Here is a 17,274-nt window from a genome sequence, read left to right as displayed (position 1 = left end):
CGCCCGTCGGCGCAGCAAGGTCCGCAGGGGGCGGGTATTGCTCGTGGCCAGGGGCCGGGGGCACCTTCTCCTGCTGATATCCAGCCCACACGACCTGCGCATCACCTGGCGGACGGGCAGCGGCAGGTCGCACCTCCGCAGCGGATCGAGCCGGGTCAGCAAGGGGCCGCACCGCAGCAGCAGGCGAACGCCGCCGGGGCGGGTCGGTCGAAGCGGTTGCTGTTGGCGGCGGCGGGTGCGGCGGTGCTCGTCATCGCGTTGATCGTGGGCTTCGTGTTGATGACGACGGGTGACAATTCGCCGGAGGGGCAGGTGCGGGCGGTGATCGGTGAGTACACCGACGCGCTGCGCGAGGGTGATCTCGAAACCCTGCGGTCCACCACCTGCGGACAGCTGCACGACTTCTACCAGGGCATCAGTACCGAACAGTTCCAGGGTGTGCATCAGCTCTCGACCGAGCAGGGGTCCATCCCGGTGGTCGACCGCGTGGACGCGGTGCGGATCACCGACGACACGGCGCTGGCCGAGGCCACGGTGTACACGGCGGCGGAGTCCAAGCGCACCGCACGCACCTTCGACCTGCAGAAGACCGACGGCGGCTGGAAGGTGTGCGACCCCACGGCTGCCCCCTGAACCGGTGATGACCCGTCGTAGCGCCGGTCAGAGGTGCTATGACGGGTCACACATAACTGGTATCGGGCGCTGTGCACCCAGTATCATTTTTCGGATCATGAGCACGGAACACACAACGTCGCAGCCGGACATCGATGCTGTGGTCCCGGAGGCGGCGCTGGTGGGCCAGCGCTTCGGATTCCGCGATCACTACGAGGTGGGGCGCGAGAAGATCCGCGAATTCGCCCGGGCGGTGCAGAACACGCACCTCGCGCACCAGAACGAGGTCGATGCCCGCAAGCTCGGCTACGACGCGGTGATCGCGCCGCCGACCTTCGCGTCGGTGATCGGGATGAGCGCCACCCGCGCCCTGCTCGACGGCGTACTCACCGAGTACGACCTGTCGCAGGTGCTGCAGACCGACCAGGTGTTCGAGATCTTCCGCCCGATGCTGGCAGGCGACCGGATCCGCACGGAGATCGAGATCGAGTCGATCCGCCAGTTCGCCGACAACGACTTCGTCAATGTCGGGTTCAAGTTGGTGAACCAGCACGACGAGGTGGCGGTACAGGGAACGACGACCATCGTCGCGCGCCGCGGCGTGGAGGTCGACCCCAATATCGTCGAGGCCGTCGAGAACATCAGCATGCACCCGCGCCCCGGCGACACCGGCATCGCCGACGACCTGCTGATCCGCCGCACCGGCCCCGCCCCCGCCGTGCCGCCGCGCGAGTTCGTGCCCGTGCACACCGGCCCCGCGTTCGAATCGTTGAGCAAGGGTATGGAGCTGCCGGTCGCCACCGCGCGTGTCACCCGTGGCGACCTCGCCAACTACGCGGGCGTCTCGGGCGACCCCAACCCGATCCACTTCAGCGACCGCGCCGCCGAACTGGCCGGCCTGCCGACCGTCGTCGCCCACGGCCTGCTCACCATGGGCCTGGCGGCTCAGTACCTCACGGACTGGCTGGGCGACCCGACCGCCATCGAGAAGCTGGCCGTGCGTTTCTCCGGTTTCGTCCCGGTCCCACCGACCGCGGCGGGCGAGATCCAGTTCTCCGGCAAGATCAAGTCGATCGACACCGACCGCCGCGCGGCCACCGTTCTGCTGAGCGGAACCTCGGAGGGCCGCAAGCTCTTCGGCCGCGCCGCCGCGGAAATCCGGCTGACCTGAGGCTCGGCATCGAACGGGACGGGTGACGACCGAGCAGGGCTGATTGCCCGGCTACCATCCGGCCTATGAGTTACCCGCTGCCGCCGCAGGGCTACTACCGTCCGCCGGACCACCCGGAGTCGACCCTCGTGCTGGTGCTCGGGGTGATCGGGGTGTCGTTCTGCGGTCTCACCGCGCCGTTCGCCTGGCTCAAGGCCAAGTCGGCGCTGGCCGAGATCGACGCGTCCAACGGCACGATCGGCGGCCGTTCGCAGGTGTACGCGGGTTACATCATGGGCATCATCGGCTCCGCGATGCTCGGCATCATGCTGCTGTTCCTCGTGCTCGCGGTGGTGCTCATGGTGATCGGTGCGTCGGCGGACACATCCACCTACTGAGCTAGCATCCTGCGGGTGATCGAACCAGAGGCCGACGTCGCGGGACCCACCGAGTGGGGTGAACATCCACACGGTCTCGGCCCGTGGGAGCAGGAGTACGGCACGCCCGCTCCCACCGACGACCGCTACGACCCGGTGCTGCTCGCCGAGGGCGACCGCCGCAATGTGGTCGACGCCTACCGGTACTGGAAGCGCGAGGCGATCGTCGCCGACATCGACGCTCGCCGCTTCCCCTTCCACGTGGCCATCGAGAACTTCGGTCACGACGCCAATATCGGGACCGTGGTCCGCACCGCCAACGCCTTCGCCGCCGCCGCGGTGCACATCGTCGGCCGGCGCCGCTGGAACCGGCGCGGCGCCATGGTCACCGACCGCTACCAGCATCTGGTCCACCACGCCGACCTGACCGAGCTGCGCGACTACGCCGTCCGCGAAGGACTCACCGTGGTGGCCGTCGACAATGTGCCCGGCTCGGTGCCGCTCGAAACCGCCCAGCTGCCGCGCGAATGCCTGCTGCTGTTCGGTCAGGAGGGCCCCGGCGTCAGCGACGACGCGAAAAACGCTGCGGCCCTGACAGTTTCGATCTCCCAGTTCGGTTCGACCCGCAGCATCAACGCGGGCGTCGCGGCGGGCATCGCCATGCACACCTGGATCCGTCAGCACGCTGATCTGTCGCTGGCCTGGCCGATCACCTGAATCCCGCGCGTCACATCAGGTCTGCCACGCCACACCGGTCGCCACAGACCACAATTTCCTTGCCTCGCACGCACACCGACCTGGCAACATGGACCCCATGACCTCGCGTGGGGGCCGGCGCCCGCAGCCGACTGATACCGGATCCATACCGACGCCTGCGCTGTGGTCCGAACGCGCCGACATGGCCGAATCGGCCATCATCTCGCGCCACCTGCGCGCGCTGTGGGGTTGTCCCGGAACGGAATTGGGCGTCGTCGGGTGGCCGGCCACCCGCCGCGAGCGCCTGTTCGGCAGCTGGCACTACTGGTGGCAGGCGCACCTGCTCGACTGTGCGATCGACGCCGCGAACCGGGTTCCGACACCGGCCCGGCGCAGGCGCATCGCCGCCATCGCGCGCTCGCACCGCATGCGCAACATCACCAGCTGGACAAACCGCTACTACGACGACATGGCCTGGCTGGCCATCGCGCTCGAACGCGCCGAACGCACCCAGGAACTCAGCGCGGCGCGCGGCGGTCTGCTCGCCCTGGAACAGCAGCTCTACAGCGCGTGGAACCCGGGTGTCGGCGGCGGCATCCCGTGGCGGGTCAGGTCCGACTTCTACAACGCACCGGCGAACGGCCCCGCCGGCATCGCGCTGCTGCGACTGGGGCAGGTCGAACGCGCGCAGCAGATGGCCGACTGGCTGCACGACACCCTGCGCGACCCGCAGACCGGTCTCATCCTCGATGGCATCCACCTGCCCTCCGGCGAGATCGAACGGCCCACGTTCACCTACTGCCAGGGTGTGGTGCTCGGTCTGGAGGCCGAGCTGGCGGTACACACCGACGACGACCGCCACATCGACCGCGCCGTCGACCTGGTCGACGCGGTGGAAGACCATATGACCCACCGGCTGGTGATCTCCGGCGGCGGCGGGGGCGACGGCGGCCTGTTCAACGGCATCCTCGCCCGCTACCTGGCCGTCGTCGCGCTGATGCTGCCGGGCGAGGGCAAACGACCCGAAGCCGCGCGCCGCATCGCCGCGGCCATCGTGAAGACCTCGGCCACCGCCGCCTGGAGCAACCGCCTCGAGGTGGAGGGCGAACCGTTGTTCGGCTACGACTGGAGCAAACCGGCCCGCCTGCCGGGCGGTTCGGCGGGCGCGGGCAAGTTCACCGCGGGCGGTTCGGTGACCGCGTCGGTGGTTCCCGAACGCGACCTGTCGGTGCAGCTGTCGGGTTGGATGCTGATGGAAGCCGCCTACCAGGTGAGTGCCGCGGGCCTCTAGCGCTCGCCGACGCTCGCCTCGCACTCGACTTCGTAGTCCTCGGCGGGCTTGGCCATCTCCTGGCGGTAGTGCCGGATGCCGATCACCGTGCCGATGATCAGGCCGACGACGAGGGTGCCGATCACCGCGGGCATCAACCACGACACCCGCTCGAGGAACTCACCCGCGTAATAGCCGATGAGCAGCAGCACCGGCGCCCAGATGATCGCACCGATGGTGCTGGCGATCGTGTACTTGCGGTGATCCATCCCGGCCGCGCCCGCGACCATCGGGCACAGCGTGCGCACCCACGGGATCCAGCGGGCGATCATCACCGCGAAGAACCCGTGCCGTTCCAGCAGATGGGTCACCTTCGCCAGGTTCTCGGTATTGATGTAGCGGCCGTTCTTGCGCGCGACCACTCGATGGCCGGTGCGTTGGCCGACCAGGTATCCCACTTGGTTCCCGGCGATCGCCGCCAGCATGGTGCCGACGGACAGCCCCCACACCTGCGCTTCGCCGTTGGCGTGGGAGGCGAGCACGATACCCGCGGTGATCAGCATCGAATCGCCGGGCAGGAACAGCCCGATGATGAACGCGCATTCCAGGAACACGAACACCAGCACGACCGTGCAGACCACAGCGGGCCCGGCCGAGACCAGCGGATCGAAGCTGCCGACGGCGTAGGTGGATGGTCCCGCTGTCACGTCGATCAGAGCGTCTTGTTCGTCGAGACGGCCAGTTCGGCAGGCTCGGCGGGCACCACGGGCACCACGGGCACCACGGGCACCACGGGCAGAGCGCGGCGCGCGAGCACCTTCTTACCGACGGTGATGACTGCGGGCAGGATCGAGACGAACACGATCAGCAGGAAGATCGCTTCCACATGGTCGCGAATGAAGGGCACATTGCCGAGGAAGTAGCCGATGATCGTCACGCCGCCGCCCCACAGCACGGCGCCGACGATGTCGAACGCCACGTACTTGCGGTAGCTCATCTTCGACACACCGGCGAGCACCGGCATGAACGTGCGGACGATCGGCACGAACCTGGCCAGGATGATCGTCTTGGGGCCGTGCTTCTCGAAGAACTCGTGGGTCTCGACGACGTACTGCTTCTTGAAGAAGCGGCTGTCCTCCTTGCGGAAGATCGCGGGCCCGATTTTTCGCCCGATCCAGTACGCGCACTGGTCGCCCGCGAACGCGGTGACGATCACCAGCGGGACGAGCACCCAGATGTTCGGGCTGCCCTGCGCGGCCAGCATGCCACCGGTGAACAGCAGCGAGTCACCGGGCAGCAACGGGAACAGCAGACCGGTCTCGATGAAGACAATCGCCAGGATGGCGGGTAGCACCGCGTTCTTCAGCCACGTGTCCTGGAGCAGATACATCGGGTCCAGCAACTGGGTCAACGCGAGGTTGTGCGTCATCACATCGGAAACCGCCAGCAAAGTCACGGGCCCCACAGTACCGGTCCGAACTGTGAAGTGAGTGGCTGTGGCCGACCTGGTGGAAACAAGCCGGTGAACTCCCCGATCACTTCCTAACCTAGGGTGTGGCCTGACAGAATTGGTTTTTTGCTCCCCACAGACGGAGGTCACTGCTGTGCCTATCGCGACTCCGGAGGTCTACGCCGAGATGCTCGGCCGGGCCAAGGCGCACTCGTTCGCATTCCCGGCTATCAACTGCACTTCGTCGGAGACGATCAACGCCGCCATCAAGGGCTTCGCGGAGGCCGGGAGCGACGGCATCATCCAGTTCTCCACCGGCGGCGCCGAATTCGCCTCGGGCCAGGGTGTGAAGGACATGGTCACCGGCGCGGTCGCGCTGGCCGAGTTCGCGCACGTGGTCGCCGCGAAGTACGACGTGACCATCGCGCTGCACACCGACCATTGCCCCAAGGACAAGCTCGACACCTACGTGCGCCCGCTGCTGGCCATCTCCCAGGAGCGCGTGAACAACGGCCGCAACCCGCTGTTCCAGTCGCACATGTGGGACGGTTCGGCCATCCCGATCGACGAGAACCTCGAGATCGCCAAGGAGCTGCTCAAGCTCTCGAAGGCCGCCAACATCATCCTCGAGGTCGAGATCGGCGTCGTCGGCGGTGAAGAGGACGGTGTGGAGGCCGAGATCAACGACAAGCTCTACACCTCGCCCGAGGACTTCGAGAAGACCATCGACGCGCTCGGTGCGGGCGAGAACGGCAAGTACCTGCTCGCCGCCACCTTCGGCAACGTGCACGGTGTGTACAAGCCGGGCAACGTGGTGCTCAAGCCCGAGGTACTGGCCGAGGGCCAGCGCGTCGCGGCCGCCAAGCTGGGCCTGGCGTCGGACGCGCAGCCGTTCGACTTCGTGTTCCACGGTGGTTCGGGCTCGCTGAAGTCCGAGATCGAGGACTCGCTGCGCTACGGCGTGGTGAAGATGAACGTCGACACCGACACCCAGTACGCCTTCACCCGTCCGGTCGCCGGGCACATGTTCACCAACTACGACGGTGTGCTCAAGATCGACGGCGAGGTCGGCAACAAGAAGACCTACGACCCGCGCAGCTACCTGAAGAAGGCCGAGACCTCGATGGCCGCGCGCGTGCTCGAGGCCTGCAACGACCTCAAGTCGGCCGGTCGCTCCGTCAGCGGTTCCTGATCGAAGTATCGAACAAACGGGGCCCGAGCTCATGAGTCTTGATGTCCGTGTGCTCGGGCCCGTTCGACTGCTCGTCGGCGGTGAGCCGGTGGCGGTCGGCGGGCCCAAGCCGCGCGCGCTGCTTGCCGCGCTCACCGTCAACCGGCGGCGCGCGGTGTCGTCGGCTGTGCTCGCCGAGATGGTGTGGAACGAGGATCCGCCCGACTCGTACGCGGCGAGCCTGCAGGTGTTCGTCTCCAACATCCGTAAGGCGCTGCGCAACGCCGGGATCGATTCCGCCCAGGTGCTGCGCACCGAGGGCGCCGGATACCGGCTCGAAATCCCCGACACCGCTTGCGATCTCGGCCGTTTCGAGAACGCGCGCGAGGCCGGTTCGCGCTGCCTCGACGCCGGTGACCATCCCGGTGCGGCCAACCTGTTCGGCGCGGCGCTGCGGGAGTGGTCGGGGCGTGCGCTGGCCGATCTGGCCGGCCTGCAGTTCGCCGACGGTTTCGCCACCGCGATGAACGAGGAGCGGCTGCTCGCCGCCTCGGCCCGCATCGACGCCGAAATCGCCTGTGGGCGTTCCTCTTCGGTGATCGGTGAGTTGGTCACCATGACCAACGAGAACCCGCTGCGTGAACCGCTGTGGGGTCAGCTCATCACCGCGCTGTACCTGTCGGGTCGCCAGGCCGACGCGCTCGAGGCGTGCCGGCGGGTGCGGTCCGTCCTCGCCGAGGAGCTCGGCATCGATCCGGGCGCGGCGCTGATCGAACTCGAGCAGCGCGTCCTTCGCCAGGAGCCGCTGAATGTGCAGGCCTTCAAGCGATCCGAGCAGGTCGCCGCCGCGATGACGGAGACCGTCACCGAGGTGCCGCGCTCGATCCGCAACGGCAATCTGCGCTTCGCCGACGGCCGGACCATCCCGATTCCGCACGGCGGCTTGCGAATCGGGCGCATGACCGACAACGAACTCGTCCTCGACGATCCCAAGGCGAGCCGCTATCACGCGCACATCATGCCGAGCCGGGCCGGCCTGTTGATCAAGGATCTGCATTCGGCCAATGGTGTGTATGTGAACGAATTGCCCATCGACAGTGGGGCTTTGCTAGGCGATGGTGACATCATCCGTATCGGTGCGACAGTGCTGACGTTCCTCGCGGTGAGCTGAGCCCTCGGCACGTGTAGTCCGGCCTTCGGGTCACCGATGGCCGTCCGTAGCCGTGTACACCTGTGCCGCCAGGTTGCCGTCGAGGCAGTCGGCGTGCCACTCGAGCGCAAACCGGCGCCGGGCTCAGCGCGGCCCCGGGCTCAACGCGTGCCGGGCGCTGGGCTCAGCGCGGGTGCCGGGCTCAGACTGCGCCGTGCTCAGCGCGCGCCCTGGGCAGCAGCCGTAGCAGCCGGGTTCGGCGGCGCCACGGTGAGGTGGTACTGGGCCGCCGCGTAGGTCGCGAGAATGACGCCCTCGGTGAGGCGGCGGGATTTTTCGGACTTCGCGAAGAGGCGGCGCAGGACGATCAGGCCGTCGGACACGGTGAACAGCAGCGCGCCCAAGCCGTAGCGGCTGCGCGGGTCCTCGTTCGGAATATTCAGCCCGGCAACGTTTTTCGCGTCGGGGGCCAGGGCAGGATCCGAGGCGAGGGTCGCGGCGGTTCCGAGAGTCGCGCCGTACGCGGTGAGCGGCAGAGCGAGTGCCGGTGCCTTGGCGCGGAGCAGCGCGGCCGCGCCTGCCCAGGCGAGCAGACGCGGCACGGCGATCTCGGGACGGGGACGCGCCCCACGCTGCCACCACAGCAGCGAGTAACCGGTCTGCATCATCGCGAACGACGAGGCGCCCGCGATGAGGCGGCGGTCGTCGTCCGGGTCGATGAGCAGGACATCGCCCACGGTGGCGGCGGCCAGCGAGCCGAGCAGGACCCGGCGCTCGGCCGGGTCGACGGCGCCGCTGGTCACCGCGTCGGCCGCGAGCAACGGCATCAGCAGGGGCTTGGCCACCCATTGCAGGCGTTCGCGGCCGGTGACGGCACCGAATACGGTGACCGCCGCCGCCACGAGATAGCCCGCGCGCAACGGACGCATCGTCAGAAGCTCGGTTCCTTCGGGGCGGGCGGCAGGGTGACGACCTGGCCCGCGTAGCTCAGGCCGGCGCCGAAGCCGAGCAGCAGCGCCAGCTGACCGCCCTTGGCCTTGCCGGTCACCAGCATCTCCTCCATGGCCAGCGGGATCGAGGCGGCCGAGGTGTTGCCGGTGTTCTCGATGTCGTTGGCCATCGGGATGTTCTCGGCCAGGCCGAGGTTCTTCTTCATCAGCTCGTTGATGCGGGCATTGGCCTGGTGCGGGATGAACACCTCGATGTCCTCCTTGGCCACCCCGGAGGCGTCCAACGCCGCGGACAGGGCGCGCGGCAGGGTGACGGCGGCCCACCGGAAGACCTTGGGGCCCTCCATGTGCAGCGACATGCGCCCGATCGGCTCCACCTCGGGGTCGGTGCCCTGCATGGCCTGGGCCTTGTTCATGTAGGCGAGGAAGTCGACGTCCTGGGCGATGGCCTCGGCGTTCTCGCCGTCGCTGCCCCACACCGTCGGCGAGATACCGTTCTCCTCGGCCGGGCCGACGACGACGGCGCCCGCGCCGTCACCGAAGATCATCGCGGTGCCGCGGTCGGTCGGGTCGAGACCGACCGTCATGGTCTCGGCGCCGATCACCAGCACGTATTCGGCCGAACCGGCGCGGATCAGGTCGGCGGCGACACCGAGGCCGTAGCCGAAACCGCCGCAGCCGGAGGTGAGGTCGAACGCGGCCACACCGTTGAGGCCGAGGTCGTAGGCCACCGACGGCGCGCCGTGCGGGGTGAGCTTGAGCCAGCTGGAGGTGCACAGCAGGACCGCCCCGATCTTGGCGCGGTCGACCGAGCTGTTCTTCAGCGCGCGCTCGCCCGCGGCCGCCGCGATCGAGCGGATGGTCTCGTCGCCGCTGATCCAGCGCCGGTTGTGGATGCCGGTGCGTTCGAAGATCCAATCGGGCGTCGAGTCGAGAACCTCACACACCTCGGCATTGCTGACGATGCGCTGCGGGCGGTAGGCACCGATCCCGAGCATCGCGACATTGTCGCGACCTTTGTTAACTGCAATGCTCACCACGGGTGACTCACACGTCCTTAAAGCCTGCCGGACGGCTTCGTCGCCGTCCGAGTTTTCCGATGTTCAGGCTAACTCAGAGCCAAGTCGTCCAGACCGAGGATGGACCGGTACTCCAGCCCCTCGGCGGCGATCACCTGGTCAGCACCGGTTTCACGGTCCACGACGGTGGCCACACCCACCACGATGGCACCCGCGTCGCGCAGCGCGCGCACGGCGGTGAGCGGCGAATTGCCGGTGGTTGTGGTGTCCTCGACCACCAGCACCCGTTTGCCGACGACGTTGGGGCCCTCGATCTGACGCTGCATGCCGTGGGCCTTGGCGGCCTTGCGGACGACGAAGGCATCGATCGGGCGACCGGGCGCGTGCATGACGGCCATCGCGACGGGATCGGCGCCCATGGTGAGCCCGCCGACGGCGTCGAAGTCCCAGTCGGCGACCAGCTCACGCAGCAACGACCCGATCAGCGGGGCGGCCTGGTGTTGCAGCGTCGCGCGGCGCAGGTCGACGTAGTAGTCGGCCTCCTTGCCCGAGGACAGAGTCACCTTGCCGTGCACGACCGCGAGCTCGCGCACGAGCGCGGCCAACTGGTCGCGATCGGCTTCGGTGAGCGCCTGACGTGCCTGGTCGATCATGCGGTTTCCTTTCGGTCATCTGCGTGGGCCCTGCGCGATTACGCTACGCTGCCGCCGCCGGGGCCCACGCCATGCCCTAGGTCCTGCCGCGTGCGTTGAACAGGCCGCGATTGAGCCGCGTGATGAGGGTGCGCGGAACCATCCCCGCCACCGTGGTGATGACCTTGTATTGCAGGCCGGGAACGCTGATGACCCGGCCCGCTTCCAGGTCGTGCAGGCAGCCGTCGACCACCTGGTCCACCTCGAGCCACAGCGCCTTGGGCAGCGAACTCATCTCGATGCCGGCTCGCTCGTGGAACTCGGTGTGCACGAAGCCGGGGCACAGGGCCTGGATGCGCACACCGGTGCCCGACAGCCCACCCGCGAGACCTTCGGTGAAGGCGACGACGTAAGCCTTCGACGCCGAATAGGTGGACCCACGGCCGGGCACGAGTCCCGCCACGCTGGCCACATTGACGATCGAACCGGACGCGGCCGCGATCATCGCGGGCAGCGCGGCCCTGGTGAGCTGCACGACCGAGGTGACGTTCACATCGAGCTGGGCCTGCAACTCGGCGGGCTCGAGGGTCCAGAACTCCCCCGAGTGCGCGAAACCGGCGTTGTTGACCAGGAATTGGAGGCCGGCCTCGGCACGTTCGGCGACCCGGGCGCGGTCGTCGTCATCGGCCAGGTCGGCGACGAGGACCTCGGCGGAGGTGGCGTACCGGCGGCCGAGTTCGTCGGCGAGGCCACGCAACCGCACCTCGTTCCTGGCGACGAGCACCAGGTCGTAGCCGAGGGCGGCGAGGCGGTGGGCGAAGCCGAGGCCGATGCCGGAGGTCGGGCCGGTGATCAGGGCGACGGGTCGGGACGCACCGGGCAGGCGCGCGGGGATATCGGTCATAGCTGGTCGATTCGGGTCGACGGGTGATGCCGTGTCACGGCATCGGGATCACTTGGGGACGGGGCCCTGGTAGGGGCGGAAGCCGGGGTGGAAGGGGCCACCGGGCTGGTCGGACTCGTCGTCGGCACGCTGATCGTCGGCGCGCGGACGCGGTTCCTCCGGGCGCGGACGCGGCGGCTCCACGCGCGGGCGCGGTTCCGGGACGACGGCGAGCGACGGGCGCTTCGGCGGTTCACCGAGCGGACGGCGGCCGGGTGCGGGCTGGTCCTCGAAATCGGGGTCGTCGAGGTCGGGATCGAAATCCGGGTCGGCCGCGAAGGCGGGTTTGCGCGGCGGCAGACGGTCGTAGTCGTCGTCGGGTGCCTGGGCGGGGCGCGCGGGGAACAGCGGTTCGGCGGCGCGGCCGTAGTGATCGTCGACATCGGCTTCGTCGTCGGGACCGGGGAAGCGAGCGCGGCCGTCGGTATCGGGCACGCGGCCGGCCGGAGTGTAGTCGTCGTCGTACTCGTCGCGGAACCCGTCGGGCGACGGTTCGCCGATTCCCGAACGGGGACGGGTGTATTCGTTCGGCTCGGCCACCGGCGGCAGCACGTGCAGCAGACCCGACAGGCGGAGCACGGCGTCGATCGCTGTCTCCCAGTCCTTGGACCCGCTGCCGACCGGGAGCATGCCGAGGGTCCAGTTGCCCTCGCTCCACAGCATCTGCACCGTGTCGGACAGGGATTCGATGAAGCCGACCATCCGCTGGTCGACGGCGTGCCGGGCGATCTCGGGGTCGGTGGCGAACACGACCCGGTCGCCGATGGCGCCGAGCAGTTCCAGATCGTGGTCCTTGGGCGGCGACGCGGTCTTGAGCCGCATGTCGACATCGATCTCGGAGCCGATCTGACGGCGCACGGCCACCAGGGTGGCGGCGTCTTCCAGATCGAAGAGCACGAACTTCTCGCCCTTACGGATGCCGGAGACCACGTCGACCGCGGACAGGTACCCGAGCTTGGTCAGCGCGCCGCGCCGCCACGTCGAGGCGAGGGCGGGCTCCACCGACACATAGGTATAACCCTGGGACTTCGCCCACACCTGGCGGGCGTGTCCGGTGCGCTGTCGCTGGACCCGATCGAAATACAGCAGTACGACCGCACCAACGAGTGCGATCGCCGCCAAGCCGAACCACATAGCCGTCATCGTCGCCTAGCCTATCCAGCCGTCGCCGTGATTGCCCGGTAGCACCGGGGATTCGACGCGCGGGTCGCTCATCGGGGGCCGCTCGGGAGCGCCGTGCTGATGATGATCTTGGCGCGGATCGACCCGTCTGGGTTCTTGTCGCCCTGCACCATAACCATGTCACCCACCGGAAGTTCGCTCGCCTTGGTGGTGCTCAGCGAGATCACCTGCGTGGCCTCGTCGATCAGCACCCGCACACTCGACCCGCCGAGGGTGCTCATGGTGATCTCGGAGCCGGTGTTGGCGGTGATGCTGCCCATGGTGGCGCCGAGGTCTTCGGTGCCACCGAGGCCGGGTAAGCCGGGCAGGCCGCTCGCGCTCGGCGGCGCGGTCGGGGTGGTTTGCCTGGTCGGTGGTTGCAGGGTCTGGGTGGTGGGTGGAGCGGCGGCGGTGTCGTTGTCGGAACCGCCGCCACCGGTGAGCATCAGACCGGCCAGGATGCCGCCGAAGGCGATGAGCGCCACGACGGCCAGGCCGAGGGCGATCCACAGGCCGGTGTGCTTCTTCGGCGGTTCCTGGTCGCCGTCCTGTGGTCGCGGTGGATATTCGGGCTGCTGTTGCGGCCCGTAGCCCGGCGGCGGGGCGGGCGGGTATCCCTGCCCGTAGGCCGGTTGGGGCGCGGGTTGCTCTGCGGGATAACCACTTTCATACGGTCCCCATTGAGCGTCGTGCGGCGGTAGTGCCTGGGTGGGGTTCGGCGGTTGTCCCCACTCGTCGAACCCACCGCCGTACGGCCGTGTGGTTTCGTTCCCTGGCGAACCCAGCCGTTCCGTCGGCGAATCCTCCGGGCGTTGTCCCCACGGATCGTTCGGATTCGTCATGTCCCCAGCGTAGGTCAGCCCGGCGCGTAGAGAGGTTCCTACGCACCGGGCTGTGGATAAATCATGAACTCCTGACAACTTCGCGTCCGACGACCAGCTTGTCGGCCGCGTCGTCCACACTCACCGACACCGTGTCACCATCGGTGACCGTGCCGGAGAGCAGTTCCTTGGCCAGGCTGTCGCCGATGGCCTGCTGGATCAGCCTGCGCAGCGGGCGCGCGCCGTAGGCGGGGTCGTAACCGCGCACCGCGAGCCACTGCTTGGCCTCCTCGGTGACATCGAGGGTGAGCCTGCGCTGCGACAACCGTTTCTGCAGCTGGCGCAGGTTGATGTCGACGATCGACTCCAGCTGTTTCGCGTCGAGCGCGTGGAACATCACCACGTCGTCGAGCCGGTTGAGGAACTCCGGCTTGAACGCTCGGCGCACCGCGTCCATCACCTGGTCCTTGGTGCCACCGGCACCGAGGTTGGAGGTGAGGATGAGGATGGTGTTGCGGAAATCGACCGTGCGGCCCTGGCTGTCGGTGAGCCTGCCCTCGTCGAGCACCTGCAGCAGGATGTCGAACACGTCCGGGTGTGCCTTCTCGATCTCGTCGAACAGCACCACCGAATACGGCCGCCTGCGCACCGCTTCGGTGAGCTGACCACCCTGGTCGTACCCGACGTAACCGGGAGGCGCGCCGACCAGGCGAGCCACCGAGTGCTTCTCGCTGTACTCGCTCATATCGATGCGGACCATGGCGCGTTCGTCGGCGAACAGGAACTCCGCCAGCGACTTGGCCAGCTCGGTCTTACCGACACCGGTCGGACCGACGAACATGAACGAGCCCGTCGGGCGGTTCGGGTCGGCCACCCCCGCACGCGAGCGGCGCACCGCGTCGGACACCGCCTGCACGGCCTCTTCCTGGCCGACGACCCGCCCGGCGACCTCGGTCTCCATCCGCAGCAGTTTCGCGGTTTCGCCCTCGAGCATCCGCCCCACCGGCACACCGGTCCACGACGAGACCACATCGGCGATGTCGTCCGGGGTGACCTCCTCGTTGAGCATCACCTCACCGCTCGCGGCGGCACCGCTGGCCTCTTCGGCCGCGGCCAGCTGCTTCTCCAGTGCCGGGATGCGGCCGTAGCGCAGCTCGGCGGCCTTGCCGAGATCACCGTCGCGTTCGGCGCGTTCGGATTCGCCGCGCAGGCGCTCGAGCTCCTCCTTGAGCCCGCGCACCGAGTCGATGGCGTTCTTCTCGTTCTGCCAGCGAGTGGTGAGCTGGTTGAGCTTCTCGCGGTCGTCGGCCAGTTCCTGGCGCAGTTTCTCCAGGCGCTGCTTGGACGCCTCGTCGGTCTCCTTCTCGAGCGCGACCTCCTCGATCTCGAGGCGCCGCACCGCGCGCTCCACCTCGTCGATTTCGACCGGGCGCGAGTCGATTTCCATGCGCAGCCGCGACGCCGACTCGTCGATCAGGTCGATCGCCTTGTCCGGCAGGAAGCGGGAGGTGATGTAGCGGTCCGACAGCGTCGCGGCCGCCACCAGCGCGGAGTCGGTGATCCGCACACCGTGGTGCACCTCGTAGCGTTCCTTGATGCCGCGCAGGATGCCGATGGTGTCGGCCACCGTCGGCTCGCCGACCAGCACCTGCTGGAAGCGGCGTTCCAGTGCGGCGTCCTTCTCGATGTACTTGCGGTACTCGTCGAGCGTCGTCGCGCCGACCAGGCGCAGCTCACCGCGCGCGAGCAGCGGTTTGACCATGTTGCCCGCGTCCATCGACGAGTCGCCGGTACTGCCCGCGCCGACGATGGTGTGCAGCTCGTCGATGAAGGTGATGATCTCGCCCGCGCTGTTCTTGATGTCGTCGAGCACGGCCTTGAGCCGCTCCTCGAACTCGCCGCGATACTTCGCGCCCGCGACCATCGCGCCGAGGTCGAGCGAGACGACCTTCTTGCCGCGCAACGACTCCGGCACGTCACCGTCGACGATGCGCTTGGCGAGGCCCTCGACGATGGCGGTCTTACCGACGCCCGGTTCACCGATGAGCACCGGGTTGTTCTTGGTGCGCCGCGAAAGTACTTGCACCACACGGCGGATCTCGGTGTCACGGCCGATCACCGGGTCGAGTTTGCCGGTGCGGGCGGCCTCGGTGAGGTCGGTCGAGTACTTCTCGAGTGCCTGGTAGGAGGCTTCGGGGTCGGGATTGGTGACCCGCGCACTGCCGCGCACCGTGGTGAAGGCGTCACGCAACGCCTCGGGAGTGGCGCCGTGCCTGCGCAACAGCTCGGCCACCTCGCCGCTGCCGTCGGCCAGGCCGAACAGCAGGTTCTCGGTGGAGACGTATTCGTCGCCGAGTTCGGTGGCCAGCCTTTGCGCGGCCGTGATCGCGGCCAGCGCCTCGCGGCCGAGCTGAGGGGTGGTCGTGGCGCCGGTGGCGCGCGGCAGCCGATCGGCAAGGTCGCCCGCTTCCCGTTCGACGGTCGCGGGGTCGACACCGATGGCCTTGAGCAGCGGGGCGGCGATGCCATCGGTCTGATCCAGCAACGCCACCAGCAAGTGCGCCGGACGGATCTCCGGGTTGCCCGCCGCCGACGCGGCCTGCAGGGCGGCCGTCAGGGCCGCCTGGGTCTTGGTGGTGGGATTGAACGAGTCCACTGATCTCCTCGGGGTTATTCCGGTATCGACTTGTTCAACGTCGGCAAAGTTGAGTCTGTTCCGCTCAACTTAATCTTTTTCTCGCCGGTTCGCCACGCCGCCGCACGCTACGCCGCATGTCGGAGCCCCCTCAGCCTAGGATTGCGGTGCCTGGATCACCCCCGATACGAGGAGTTGTCGACCATGCGCGCCATCGTGGTTCACAAGTTCGGTGCCACGCCCGAACTCGCCGATATGCCGGTGCCCGAACCCGGTCCGGGTGAAGTGCAGGTCGCCTTGGACGCCGCGGGGGTGAACCCGTTCGACCTGAAGATGGCCGACGGGCTGCTCGAAGGAAAAATGCCGACCGACTTCCCCATGATCCTCGGCGTGGACGGCGCGGGCACCGTGTCGGCGGTCGGGTCGGGCGTCACCTCGTTCGCCGTGGGCGACAAGGTGGTCGGCAAATTCCTGACGGCTCCCGCAGGCCACGGCAGCTGGGCCCAGTACGCGACGGTTCCCGAAGACGCCACGCTGGTGAAGATCCCCGACGGCATCACCACGGTCGCGGCCGCCGCCCTGCCCATCGCCGGGCTCACCGCCCAGGACCTGGTCGACGCCGCCCACATCCAGCCCGGCCAGACCGTGCTGATCGTCGGCGCCACCGGCGGTGTCGGTTCCTTCCTTGTACAGCTGGCCAATATCGCGGGCGCCCACGTGATCGCGACCGCCCGCGCCGATGCCACCGACCAGGTCGCCCGCCTCGGCGCCGCCGAAACCGTCGACTACACCCAGGCCCGCCCCGACCCGCACGACTCGTCCACCCAGGTCGACTCGACCATCGTCGACGCCGTGCGCTTCACCCACCCCGACGGCATCGACGTCCTGTTCGACCTGGTCAGCACCGCACCGGCCTTCGCCGACCACGCCACCCTCGTCCGCCGCGGCGGCCACGCCTACTCGACCGTCTGGGCCGCCGACGAACAGGCACTCACCGCGCGCGGCATCACCGGCGGCAACTTCGAATCCAAAGGACGCGGCCCGGAACTGAGCCGTTTGCTCGGGCGAGTGACGGCAGGCGACGTGGTGGTACCGGTCCAGATGACGGTGCCGCTGGAAGCCGCTCCCGCCGTACTCGGCGCAGGGAGTGCACGGGGAAAGACCGTCCTGGCAATCTGATCCATTCGCCTCGAGCCGCCGGGTCCACCGCCGACGGCGACCGGTCGCAGCACAGGTA

At 68.4% G+C, this 17,274-nt stretch carries 17 protein-coding genes; 8 read left to right on the top strand and 9 right to left on the bottom strand.

Features of this window, described 5'->3' with window-relative positions; all coding sequences use genetic code 11:
• Positions 1-216 precede the first annotated feature (216 nt).
• The 5 genes from AB0I35_RS02790 (at position 217) to AB0I35_RS02770 (ending at position 4,126) form a co-directional block, all read left to right on the top strand.
• Positions 217-633: a hypothetical protein gene (locus AB0I35_RS02790; RefSeq protein WP_357393749.1), complete on the top strand. Its 417-nt coding sequence runs from the start codon at positions 217-219 to the stop codon at positions 631-633.
• Between the two features lie 97 nt (positions 634-730).
• Positions 731-1,783, top strand: coding sequence for a fused (3R)-hydroxyacyl-ACP dehydratase subunits HadA/HadB (locus AB0I35_RS02785; RefSeq protein WP_357393748.1), 1,053 nt, complete (start codon positions 731-733; stop codon positions 1,781-1,783).
• Between the two features lie 65 nt (positions 1,784-1,848).
• Positions 1,849-2,160 (top strand): DUF4190 domain-containing protein, encoded by a 312-nt coding sequence (locus AB0I35_RS02780; RefSeq protein WP_067642141.1) that lies wholly within the window; start codon positions 1,849-1,851, stop codon positions 2,158-2,160.
• 15 nt (positions 2,161-2,175) lie between these two features.
• Positions 2,176-2,856 (top strand): TrmH family RNA methyltransferase, encoded by a 681-nt coding sequence (locus tag AB0I35_RS02775; RefSeq protein ID WP_357393746.1) that lies wholly within the window; start codon positions 2,176-2,178, stop codon positions 2,854-2,856.
• A 181-nt stretch (positions 2,857-3,037) separates the two neighbouring features.
• Positions 3,038-4,126 carry a glycoside hydrolase family 76 protein gene (locus AB0I35_RS02770; RefSeq protein ID WP_357394161.1) on the top strand — a complete coding sequence of 363 codons (1,089 nt, stop codon included), beginning with the start codon at positions 3,038-3,040 and terminating at the stop codon, positions 4,124-4,126.
• On the opposite strand, the gene AB0I35_RS02765 is transcribed toward AB0I35_RS02770, so the two are convergent.
• The gene (locus AB0I35_RS02765; RefSeq protein ID WP_067484333.1) at positions 4,123-4,812 is read right to left on the bottom strand and encodes a DedA family protein; all 690 of its coding nucleotides are present in this window, start codon (positions 4,810-4,812) and stop codon (positions 4,123-4,125) included. The two genes, AB0I35_RS02770 and AB0I35_RS02765, sit on opposite strands and share 4 nt — an antisense overlap.
• A gap of 5 nt (positions 4,813-4,817) precedes the next feature.
• Positions 4,818-5,537, bottom strand: a complete 720-nt coding sequence (locus AB0I35_RS02760) for a VTT domain-containing protein (protein ID WP_357394159.1) — start codon at positions 5,535-5,537, stop codon at positions 4,818-4,820.
• Positions 5,538-5,709: 172 nt separating this feature from the next.
• Here AB0I35_RS02760 and fbaA point away from each other — a divergent pair, with 172 nt between their 5' ends.
• Both fbaA and AB0I35_RS02750 read left to right on the top strand, forming a co-directional pair.
• A complete protein-coding gene (gene fbaA, locus AB0I35_RS02755) occupies positions 5,710-6,747 on the top strand; it encodes a class II fructose-bisphosphate aldolase (RefSeq protein ID WP_357393744.1) in 1,038 nt (345 codons plus the stop codon).
• A 31-nt stretch (positions 6,748-6,778) separates the two neighbouring features.
• Positions 6,779-7,897, top strand: coding sequence for a BTAD domain-containing putative transcriptional regulator (locus AB0I35_RS02750; RefSeq protein WP_181699922.1), 1,119 nt, complete (start codon positions 6,779-6,781; stop codon positions 7,895-7,897).
• 197 nt (positions 7,898-8,094) lie between these two features.
• Here AB0I35_RS02750 and AB0I35_RS02745 read toward each other — a convergent pair whose 3' ends face one another.
• The 7 genes from AB0I35_RS02745 to clpB form a co-directional block, all read right to left on the bottom strand.
• Positions 8,095-8,805 carry a lysoplasmalogenase gene (locus AB0I35_RS02745; RefSeq protein ID WP_357393742.1) on the bottom strand — a complete coding sequence of 237 codons (711 nt, stop codon included), beginning with the start codon at positions 8,803-8,805 and terminating at the stop codon, positions 8,095-8,097.
• A 2-nt stretch (positions 8,806-8,807) separates the two neighbouring features.
• Positions 8,808-9,866, bottom strand: a complete 1,059-nt coding sequence (locus AB0I35_RS02740) for a beta-ketoacyl-ACP synthase 3 (RefSeq protein WP_357393740.1) — start codon at positions 9,864-9,866, stop codon at positions 8,808-8,810.
• A 68-nt stretch (positions 9,867-9,934) separates the two neighbouring features.
• Positions 9,935-10,498, bottom strand: coding sequence for an orotate phosphoribosyltransferase (pyrE, locus tag AB0I35_RS02735; protein WP_357393738.1), 564 nt, complete (start codon positions 10,496-10,498; stop codon positions 9,935-9,937).
• A 76-nt stretch (positions 10,499-10,574) separates the two neighbouring features.
• Positions 10,575-11,381, bottom strand: coding sequence for an SDR family NAD(P)-dependent oxidoreductase (locus tag AB0I35_RS02730; RefSeq protein ID WP_067484317.1), 807 nt, complete (start codon positions 11,379-11,381; stop codon positions 10,575-10,577).
• Positions 11,382-11,429: 48 nt separating this feature from the next.
• Positions 11,430-12,563, bottom strand: a complete 1,134-nt coding sequence (locus AB0I35_RS02725; protein WP_357393736.1) for a hypothetical protein — start codon at positions 12,561-12,563, stop codon at positions 11,430-11,432.
• Positions 12,564-12,631: 68 nt separating this feature from the next.
• On the bottom strand, positions 12,632-13,423 hold the full coding sequence (locus tag AB0I35_RS02720) for a DUF5666 domain-containing protein (RefSeq protein WP_357393734.1): 792 nt from the start codon (positions 13,421-13,423) through the stop codon (positions 12,632-12,634).
• A gap of 61 nt (positions 13,424-13,484) precedes the next feature.
• Positions 13,485-16,058 (bottom strand): ATP-dependent chaperone ClpB, encoded by a 2,574-nt coding sequence (gene clpB, locus AB0I35_RS02715; RefSeq protein WP_357393732.1) that lies wholly within the window; start codon positions 16,056-16,058, stop codon positions 13,485-13,487.
• A gap of 183 nt (positions 16,059-16,241) precedes the next feature.
• Here clpB and AB0I35_RS02710 point away from each other — a divergent pair, with 183 nt between their 5' ends.
• Positions 16,242-17,216 (top strand): NADP-dependent oxidoreductase, encoded by a 975-nt coding sequence (locus AB0I35_RS02710; RefSeq protein ID WP_357393730.1) that lies wholly within the window; start codon positions 16,242-16,244, stop codon positions 17,214-17,216.
• Positions 17,217-17,274: the final 58 nt, after the last annotated feature.

Origin of the sequence: Nocardia sp. NPDC050378 (genome assembly GCF_040655675.1) — a bacterium.
GTDB lineage: Bacteria > Actinomycetota > Actinomycetes > Mycobacteriales > Mycobacteriaceae > Nocardia > Nocardia coubleae.
This window is presented reverse-complemented; position numbering and strand designations above follow the sequence as displayed.